The organism is Streptomyces sp. NPDC020917 (genome assembly GCF_044333795.1).
In the GTDB taxonomy this organism is placed as follows: Bacteria; Actinomycetota; Actinomycetes; order Streptomycetales; family Streptomycetaceae; genus Actinacidiphila.
In genome coordinates this window covers 1-6,637 of sequence record NZ_JBIRRR010000050.1, presented here as the reverse complement: position 1 = coordinate 6,637, position 6,637 = coordinate 1, and the positions used below count along the sequence as shown (strand labels likewise).

Genomic DNA, 6,637 nt, shown 5'->3' with positions numbered 1-6,637 from the left:
CTGGGAAGTCCGCGACGACATCCACGAGGCCTTCCTCAAGCTCGCCTGCTGCATCATCGTCTTCAGACGCATCCGAGCATTGTGTTAGCTCCTCTTAGAGGCAGGACACGTTCAGAACACGACCACCTTTCGGGTGGCTATCGCCCTGTCCCTCCGCGTCGACCATGGTCCCCAAGGTCTCTGTCTTGTAGGAGTACTGCACCGTTTGCACCACCTGATTCCTCGGCGTGTTCGGTCAGCGTGCTGCCGGTCAGGTCACTTCTCTGCGGTGATCGGGTCGATCAGCTGGTGCAGTTCCGTGGTGCTCAGTGCTTTGAGCACGCGCGCGGCGATCCGGCCCTGCCGGTCGACGACCAGGGTGGAGGGGATGGCCTGGGGGTTGAGGGTGCCTTTGGGGAAGTGGAGGATCAGCTTGCCGTAGGGGTCGTAGAAGCTGGGGTAGCGAATGCCGAACCGTTTGTCGAAGCTGGCGGCGTTGGCCGCGTCGGTGTCGTGGGTGTTGATGCCGAGGAACTGTACGCCTTTGGCGGCGTCGGTCTTGGCGACCTCGGCCAGGTTGGGGGCCTCGGCCCGGCAGGGGGCGCACCACGAGCCCCACACGTTGATCACCACGACCTTGCCCTTGTAGGCGGCCAGGCTTGCGGTGCCGCCGTCGACGGTTTTGCCGCTGAGCGCGGGGGCAGCCTTGCGGTCGGCGGGTTTGACGGTGATGATCTCGCCGGCGCCGGCGGGCCGATGAGCTTGAAGTGCAGGCGGCGGCGGTCAGTGTCAGCGCTGCGGTTCCCGCGAGTGTCGCGGCGCCGCGCGGGAGGCGGCGCCGATGGGCGCGGGAGGAGTCCATGCGGGGAGTTTCGCATGGCCCTTCAGGCGACTCGGGGTTGGGTCGGCGGGGCCCCCAAGGGGAAGCATGGGCCGGGCCCTTGTGGATGTGTTCCTACCAGCGCATGCTCTCTGCATGCGGGCAAGGGGGGACAGATGCGCATCGATACTGGCACTGGTGGCAGTGATCGAGTTGAGGTGTACCGCACCGCAGCGATGGCGGGCCTGAAGTACGGAGCCCTTGCGTACTGCATCGCCGGCCCCATTCGGTACGCGATCTTCGGCGAGTCGATGATCAGCCCCAGTGCTCTGTCGACCTTCGCAGTCGCGTGGCTGGCAGTGGCGAGCGCGTCGGTGTACAGCAACCGCGAGCAGCTCAAGCGTCCCCGCCAGAGCGGCACTCACTGAGCTGAAGCCCGCGGTCCCGCGCCACCGTGCAAGGACCGCGGCGCACGAGGGCGGGCCCGAGCCCCCACGGGGCCTGCCTGCACGCCCCTGTTACCAGCGCATTCCCAGCTCGGTCAGCTCCTGGCGCCGCTCCGCGCCGAGCTTGTCGACCCGCCCTGGACGGCTGCAGGTGGCCCTCGCGGGTGTGGAACTGCCGGGCGGCCCGGATGTTCGCGGCCCATTTGTCGGCTTGTGTGCGGGGCGCTGGTGGCCGCTCGGAGGCTTCTGCCGGGGTGAGGTGGAGCATGTTCTCCAGCATCCACTGCTGCGCGGGTAGAAGGGCGTTCCAGTCCAGGCGTTGGGTCTGGATCCAGGCGCCGAGGTCTTCGCCCTGGAGCGTGGTCTGCCCTGCGGCGGTCGGGAGCGGGGCGCCGATGGTGATGAGGGTCCGGCACAGGCGGTAGCAGCGTTGCCAGGCGACGGGCCAGGCGGGGCACCAGGATGGGTCGATGTCGTCGAGGGCGTCCCGGCGCTCTTGGGTGAGCGCTCCGGTGGTGGAGCCGACGGGCAGGCCGGCCTCGTGCCGTGTCTCGATCTCCGCGAGCTTCCGGCCTGCGGCCCGCTGGTTCTTCATCCATACCCCGACCGGGTGTCCGTTCCAGACCGCGGTTGAGTTGTCTCAGTCTGTTCGAGTCGGTGGTGATCGTTTGTGGTGTGGTGGCCTGGGATGACTCAGTCTTTGAGACTGCGGCGGTCTGGTGGTGGTGCCTGGGTTCGGATGCGGTGAGCGGGAGGGTCTCACGTTCTGAGACCGGGATTCAGGTCGGTTGAGACGACGCGTCAACTGCCGCGCGTCCGGCGTGGTGTCGCCGACACGCGCGTGGCGCCGCCTGGCCGCCGCCTCCGCGTTGTTGCCGGCCGGCTCGTTGCAGGTCGTCGCCGCTCGTGGTCCGCCGTCCGCCGCCGGGGCCCTGCCTCGGGCTGCCGCCTGGCCGGCCGCCGCTCTGCTCGCCGTGCCGCCGCCGGCCCATCCCCGCCGTCCGCGCCACCGGCCCGGCCGGCACGCCGTGGTCGGTCCACTGCCTGCCTCCGTCGTGGTCCCTGCGCCGGTCGCCGCCCGCCAGCTCGTCGCCGTCCGCTGCCGACGATCGCGAGGCGCGCGTGCGCGCCTGGGTCGCCGTCGCCCTGGACCGCTTCCCCCGGCCGGAGGCGGATCCCGATCCCGGGACGGTGATCGTCCTCGAACGGCTCGGCCAGGACACGGACGCGGATGTGCGCGAGAAGGCGCTGGCAGCTGCAGCCCTCCAGCGACTGCGCGGAACGGGCACCGACTGATCCGGGCGCGGCTGGCGGAGAAGTGCGCCAGGGGACGCGTCGCCGCACTTCAACGCGTACACGCGCCACCTCACCCGCAGGCCCGGGAGAATGCCTCGTATGCGTACCGCCGCCCCTGACTCTGCTGTCCCTGATCCTGCTGCCGCGCCGGTTGTGCTGCGTGCGGATCAGCAGGCTGGCCTTAAGCGTGCGGTGCGGCACCTGCACCGCCCGGGCACCCGGGGCTTGTACGTCTCCGCGTGCGGTACGGGCAAGACACTGGTGGCGATCCGTCTCGCGGGCACGCTCGGATCGCAGCTCACCTTGGTGGTGGTGCCGACGCTGGATCTGATCGCGCAGACCGCTCTGGCCTGGCGGAGGGACGGACGCACCGAGGCCATGGTGGCGGTCTGCTCGATGGACACCCGGGCCCACCCAGGTCTGGCCGAGGCGAATGTCGGCTCCACCGGCGACGCCACCGGCCTGTCGGCCGTGCTGTCCGCGGTCGGCAGCGGCGTCCTGGACACGGTGACGGTGTTCTGTACCTATGACTCTCTGGACAAGGTCGAGGCGGCGCAGCGCACTGGCCGCTCGGTGCCGCCGTTCGATCTTGCGGTCATGGACGAGGCGCACCGCATCGCTGGCCGCGCGGACAAGAAGTGGGCGGTGATCAATGACAATGCCCGTATCAAGGCCGATCGCCGCCTGTACATGACCGCCACCCCGCGCATCTTCGGTGGTCCGGATCTGGCGGAGTCCGCGGACGTGCGCCGCCCGCGCCGCCGCCGGCTTGCTGAGTCGGATGTGGATGCGTCGGCGAATTCGATGGACTCCGAGCCCGTCTATGGCAAGGAGATCTTCGAGTACCCGCTCGCCCAGGCGGTCGCCGACGGCGTCCTGGCGGACTACCGGGTGATCGTGCCGACCATCAGCGACGAGGAGCTCCGCACCCGCCTGGCCCTCCCCACCACCCTTGGGGCCGGGGGAGGGGTTGGAGATGCGTTGCGCACCACGGCCCTGCACCTGGCCGTGCTGAAGACCATGGCCGAACACCACCTCAAGCGGGTCCTGGTGTACTTCCAGCTCGTCGCCGACGCCAAAAGGTTCACCCGCGAGCTCGGCCACACCCTGCGCCTGCTCCGCACCACCGCCCCCGAGCTGTGCCCGGACCTCGACCCGCTGACGCTCTACGTCGACGGCGACCACACCCCAGCGGAGCGCGCCGAGGTCTTCGCCCGCTTCGCCCAGGCCCCGTGCGCGATCATGGCGAACGCCAAGGTCGTCGCCGAGGGCGTCGACATCCCCAGCGTGGATGCGGTCGTCTTCGCGGACGTCTCCCGCAGCGTCATCCGCGTCGTCCAGGCCCTCGGCCGCGCCCTGCGCCAACCCGCCCAGGCCGGCAAGGTCGCCAGCCTGGTCATCCCCGCCTACATCCCACCCGCCGCGAACCCGACCGACATCCTCGGCACCTCCTACGAGCCGGTCTGGGCGATTGCCACCGCGCTGGCCAGCCACGACCACCGCATCGCCGAACGCCTCCCGAACAAGACCAATCGCCTCCCCCAGGAGACCCGCGAGCTGATCGCGCACCGCTGGCACTTCGACTTCACCGTCCAGCCCGAACGAATCGCCCGCGCCATGGACCTGGTCTCCTTCGACCCCCGCGCCGCCGATTCCCGCCCCCGCCGCGAAGGCCTCGCCTCCGCCCAGGCCTTCCACGACGACCACGGCCACCTCGACGTCCCCACCGACTACACCGACCCCACCGGCTACAACCTGGGCTCCTTCATCACCGGCATGCGCGACGCCCGCCGCACCGGCCGCCTCAACCCCCACGACCCCGCCGACGCCGCTTGGATCGCCGAACTCGACGCCCTCGACATGATCTGGGACAAACACGACGCCACCTGGCGCGCCCAGCTCACCACCGCCGCCGACTACCACCAAGCGCACGGCCACCTCGCCATCCCCGTCACCGCCCCCGGCGGATCCTTCCTCGCCGAACAACGCTCACTGGCCGCCAACAGCCGCCTCGACCCGGCCCGCACCGCCGACCTCGACGCCATCGACCCCCACTGGCGCCTGCCCCACGGCCCCGACTGGCACCGCAAATACCACCTGCTCCGCGCCCACCTCGCCGCCGGCCACAACCCCGCCGCCCTCCAAGCCGACACCGTCATCGGCACGGTCAAGATCGGCCGCTGGCTCCACCGCCAGCTCACCACCTTCACCACCCTCGACCCCGGCCAGCAGCAGCTCCTCACCGACCTCGGCCTCACCCCCGCCACCAACCCCCTCAAGACGCCCTCCAAGGCCCGCCGGACCTTCGCCCAGACCGTCCAGCTCCTCGAGCTGTTCATCGTCCGCGAAGGCCGACCCCCCACCGCCCGCGAGGAGATCCTCGTCGACGGCGACACCGTCAAGATCGGGCCCTGGCTCGCCAAGGCCCGCACCAAGCACCGCACCGGCCAGCTCCCCGCCGACCACGCCACCCTGATCGCCTCACTGTTCGACGGCGACTGGACCGACGACACCACCCCCGTCACCCAGCTCGCCTGATTGTCCGGCTGGAGTCTCGCGCCGGTGAGGAGCCGTCGGCCGATCACCGCGGCAGCTAAAACCTGTTGGCCGGTGATCGCGGAGCCGGGATACTCCGCATGTCCAGGGCGGGGGAGGGCGCATGACGGTGTTCGCGTGTGTGGTGTGCGACGCCGTGCTCAGCGCCCCGCTGTCGCAGGTCGCACTTCCCGTCCATGCACGCCAGACGTGGGGACACGGCCTGCTGCCGGTGCTCATGGAGACGGGGACGTACACGGTCGACCCGGAGCCGTTCGGGCCTCCCTGGCGGCGCTGGAGCGAGGTCGACGAGGACGAAGCGGCAGCCCGTGGGGTGTTCGCCCCGGTGTACTCGCTGCCGTTCGGCGACCCGGGAACGATCATCATTGCGCCCGGTGACACCCGCGGCACCGTCCTGATACCGGAGCGCTGCGACGGCTACTGCTGCGGGCTCGACGGGCGCGACGGCCCGAATCTCGCCTGCGAGCACTGCGGACAGCCCGTGGCGACTCGCATCGACGACTGCTCGCTCTGGCAGGCCGTGCGCTTCGCGCCGCCCGCAGTGCGCCGCATCCCCGCCGACGACCCCGCACCCCGGACAGCCGACTGGCAAGCGCTGGCGACCGAGGTGCATCCCACCCCGGCGGTCGACCCCTCCGGCGCCTGGAGCCCGCAATGGGCTGCGGCAGCCGGCGTAGCGCTGGCCCACCTCCTGGCAACCTCGGACGGCACACCCGTGACCGTCCCCGACGGCCTGGCCGCGGACACCCTCCGCCGCACGCTCGACACCCTGCTCCCTAAGGAGCCGCCGGCGAAGACGGCGGCGTTGGCCGGCCCGGGCCTGCCTGCCCCGGGGCCTGACCCGGACATCCTGCTCGTTCCGCGGCATCCGCGGACAGGGGAAGCGTGGCAGCCGCCCAGCAGCGCGAGGACAGTGCCCCTCCCTGCCGACGTGTGGATGCACCTGGCCTTCCACAAGGAACCGTTGCCCGTGCCCGCAGCAGGTGGGCTGCCCGACGGCGTCCTCCGCGACGATCCACTGCCGATGCATCCGTGGGGAGTGTTCCGGCCCGACTGGGGAGTCTTCCTCTACACGCTGGCGCGGCTCCCCGCCGTCCGGCAGCCGTGGCTGCGCAGAATTTACGACCGGGTGAAGGACCGCCCGTACGCTCGGCCGTTCTAGGCAAATCTCCTACAGCAAGCGGTAACTGACATCACCTCACTCAGCACCAGATGACTGGGTCCTTGCGTCCCGTAGGGAGGAGGGGAGAATTCGAATTCTCAGAAACTTTTAGGCTAAGGAAGCACCCGTACTCCATGAAGGCAAGAGAGATCAACCTGACACACAATCCTCAGCCACCCCCGCATCGTAGCCAGCGAGGCCCGCGCCAGCGGGCCACAGAGGGCCGAAGGCGAAGCTGAAGGTCCGTCAAGGGACGCGAAGCGGACCTGACCTGAAGGCGCGTTAGCGCCACAACTGGGCTGAAGCGAAGCGGAAGCCCAGTCAGGCCCGAAGGGCCGGCATCCGCAAAGCGGATGCAACCCCCGTGCGAAGCACGGG

At 70.2% G+C, this 6,637-nt stretch carries 4 protein-coding genes and 1 pseudogene; 4 read left to right on the top strand and 1 reads right to left on the bottom strand.

Features of this window, described 5'->3' with window-relative positions; genetic code table 11:
- Nucleotides 1–255: 255 nt before the first annotated feature.
- A pseudogene (locus ACH4TG_RS40860) lies at nucleotides 256–841 on the bottom strand (TlpA family protein disulfide reductase).
- A gap of 134 nt (nucleotides 842–975) precedes the next feature.
- Here ACH4TG_RS40860 and ACH4TG_RS40855 point away from each other — a divergent pair.
- From ACH4TG_RS40855 to ACH4TG_RS40840, 4 genes are all read left to right on the top strand, one after another.
- Nucleotides 976–1,227, top strand: coding sequence for a hypothetical protein (locus ACH4TG_RS40855; protein ID WP_398248383.1), 252 nt, complete (start codon nucleotides 976–978; stop codon nucleotides 1,225–1,227).
- Between the two features lie 1,140 nt (nucleotides 1,228–2,367).
- On the top strand, nucleotides 2,368–2,541 hold the full coding sequence (locus ACH4TG_RS40850; RefSeq protein WP_398248381.1) for a hypothetical protein: 174 nt from the start codon (nucleotides 2,368–2,370) through the stop codon (nucleotides 2,539–2,541).
- Between the two features lie 90 nt (nucleotides 2,542–2,631).
- Nucleotides 2,632–5,079: a Helicase associated domain protein gene (locus ACH4TG_RS40845; protein ID WP_398248379.1), complete on the top strand. Its 2,448-nt coding sequence runs from the start codon at nucleotides 2,632–2,634 to the stop codon at nucleotides 5,077–5,079.
- Between the two features lie 121 nt (nucleotides 5,080–5,200).
- The gene (locus tag ACH4TG_RS40840) at nucleotides 5,201–6,259 is read left to right on the top strand and encodes a hypothetical protein (RefSeq protein ID WP_398248377.1); all 1,059 of its coding nucleotides are present in this window, start codon (nucleotides 5,201–5,203) and stop codon (nucleotides 6,257–6,259) included.
- Nucleotides 6,260–6,637 lie beyond the last annotated feature (378 nt).

Excerpts from the sequence above, each read along its gene's own strand:
- ACH4TG_RS40855 (WP_398248383.1), top strand. The coding sequence starts at position 976 with ATGCGCATCGATACTGGCACTGGTGGCAGTGATCGAGTTGAGGTGTAC.
- ACH4TG_RS40840 (WP_398248377.1), top strand. The coding sequence starts at position 5,201 with ATGACGGTGTTCGCGTGTGTGGTGTGCGACGCCGTGCTCAGCGCCCCG.
- ACH4TG_RS40845 (WP_398248379.1), top strand. The coding sequence starts at position 2,632 with ATGCCTCGTATGCGTACCGCCGCCCCTGACTCTGCTGTCCCTGATCCT.